This is a genomic window from Micromonospora sp. A200 (assembly GCF_029893845.1).
Classification (GTDB): Bacteria; Actinomycetota; Actinomycetes; order Mycobacteriales; family Micromonosporaceae; genus Micromonospora; species Micromonospora purpureochromogenes.
Genome location: NZ_JARXXY010000084.1, coordinates 1 through 2008, shown reverse-complemented (window position 1 = coordinate 2008; position 2008 = coordinate 1). Strand labels below are relative to the sequence as shown.

Below are 2008 nucleotides of genomic sequence, written 5' to 3'. Positions count from 1 at the left end.
CGCCGGCATCAAGCCCAAGCCCGACGATCCCACTACACACGCCGCCTCAACCTCGAACTTCACCCATGATCCCGAACGGCGGCTGTCGTACTAGGGCGACTACCACCACGGCATGGACGAGCAGCACCCGCGATCCGATCGACTTCACGACGGCACCTTAACTTCCCCGCTCCGTCGTGTCCGACCCCCTCATCGACGTGCATGTCAAGCTAGCGGATCTCCTCGTCGGGCAGTCGAGACCGTCCAGCCTCCCGGCGGGGACAAGGTGGAGGGCCCTACCAGACGAGTCTCAATGGCGGTTGTCAAGCATCGCCGTAGACAAGACCGCGACGGGTCACACGCCACCTGATCCGTAGATTCCCAAGACCATGTCAAGGCCGTCCGATGCCGTCCGCTTGGTCCTGGTCCTCAAGCGCTCGGCAACTCCATCGGTCCCGTACCGTCCCGTCCAGTCCGCCCCGGTGGCTCCCACGTGTGGCTCCCAGACTGTCAGCATGGGAGTGGTCGATCTAGCCGACTTGGCTGCTAGCGCTGCACAAAGATCAGGCAGGCCCAAGAGGCCGTGAAGGTGATAAAAGCTGCTGCGGTCAGCGCTACTGCGGCCGGGTGCGGCACCGATGGGAACTCCGCCGACACATACAGGACGATGGTGCCACCGTTCAGGGCGTGGAAGCCGCCTATACGAGTCGGTTGGGGTGGCGACGTAGGGCTCCCGAAGAGGCCGAGGAAGCTGTCCTGAAGTAGCCAGGGGACACGCCGCGTGACGATTATTCCGATGCCTAGAGCTATGGCAGCGATGCCGAAAAGCACAAAGACCAACTCGACGGCGGCACCGGGGGATTCTGACGAGGTGAGCACGGCGCGATCTTTACACGCCTGAATTCCAGTGGCTACCCCGACTGCGCGGCGAGATTGGCGTTGCCCCCAACCGGTACCTGACCCCCTGGCATTCTCCCGCCCTGCGGGGACAGCGGGGTCAACGGCATGCTGGCTTCAGCGGATCTCCTCGTCGGGCAGTCGCCAGACCGTCCAGCCTCCCCGGACGGGGGCCAGGTGGAGCGCCCTGCCGGACGAACGACCTGGTCCCCGTTCGGGGAGGCTGGTAGCCCTTGTGGTGCCCGGCGAGGTGAGCCGCGGTGGCATCTCTGAGAAGGGTCGGGGTTCGGGGCAGAGCCCCGAGGTCTTCCGAAACGTGGCCGGCCGGCCCGGCCGATGCCGGCCGGAGGTCGCCAGCAGGCCAGGGCCGGGTCGGCGCGGCCCGCTTTGCGGGCCGCCTTGATCTGATAGAGCGCAATTCGGCAGTTGTACCCGCCACACGCATGTCCCGTCACGGGAGATGCTTGACGCTCGCGTCCCACCTGATGCCCGACATGATCCTCAAGGCGCTCGCGGAGGCCTTCACGGTGGGCGACGCAAGAGGCCGCGCGGTGAGGAACAATGCCCCGATGGACGATCACCGACGCTGCCGTCTCTCAGTCGGCGACGACGAGCTGGAGCTTGCCGGTCCGCCAGCTGCGCTCCGCGCCCTCAGCCGGCTGCTACGCCAACATGCTGAGCCGTTTGAGGTGGCGGTCACCGACGGGGTCGTCAGTCAAGAGGCGACCGCAGGCCCGCTGCTTGTCAATTTGCAAGGCGGGACCACGCTGCATTTCTCCGGCGGGCGTGAGTATCTCGACATCATCTGGGACGCGCTCGATGGTGTAGCTGAGCAAGCCGAGACTGCCGATGACCGGACAGTCCACCGGCATCAGCACATTGAGTACTTTCCTGGTGACGACTACCGGTCGCCGGACTCAGTCCCATTGGCATCGCGGCCGACTGGCCAGAAGCGTAGGTGCATGACTGCCGCGCGGTGGCACCGACTGTAACCAGGGCAACTGAGCAACCAAGGCCGGCCGTCGCGCATGTGCTGGGACTAGGGCGTGTCCTGCCGATCTTGTAGTGGTTGATCGTTGACGATGTGCCGGTGGTGCGTCGTGGTGAGTTGACCGATGAAGCGTGGGCGGTG

General features: G+C 65.3%; 1 protein-coding gene. It reads left to right on the top strand.

Annotated features, from left to right (window positions below):
- Positions 1 to 1361: 1361 nt before the first annotated feature.
- Positions 1362 to 1868, top strand: a complete 507-nt coding sequence (locus tag M2302_RS32980; RefSeq protein WP_280841704.1) for a hypothetical protein — start codon at positions 1362 to 1364, stop codon at positions 1866 to 1868.
- The last annotated feature ends 140 nt before the right edge of the window (positions 1869 to 2008 follow it).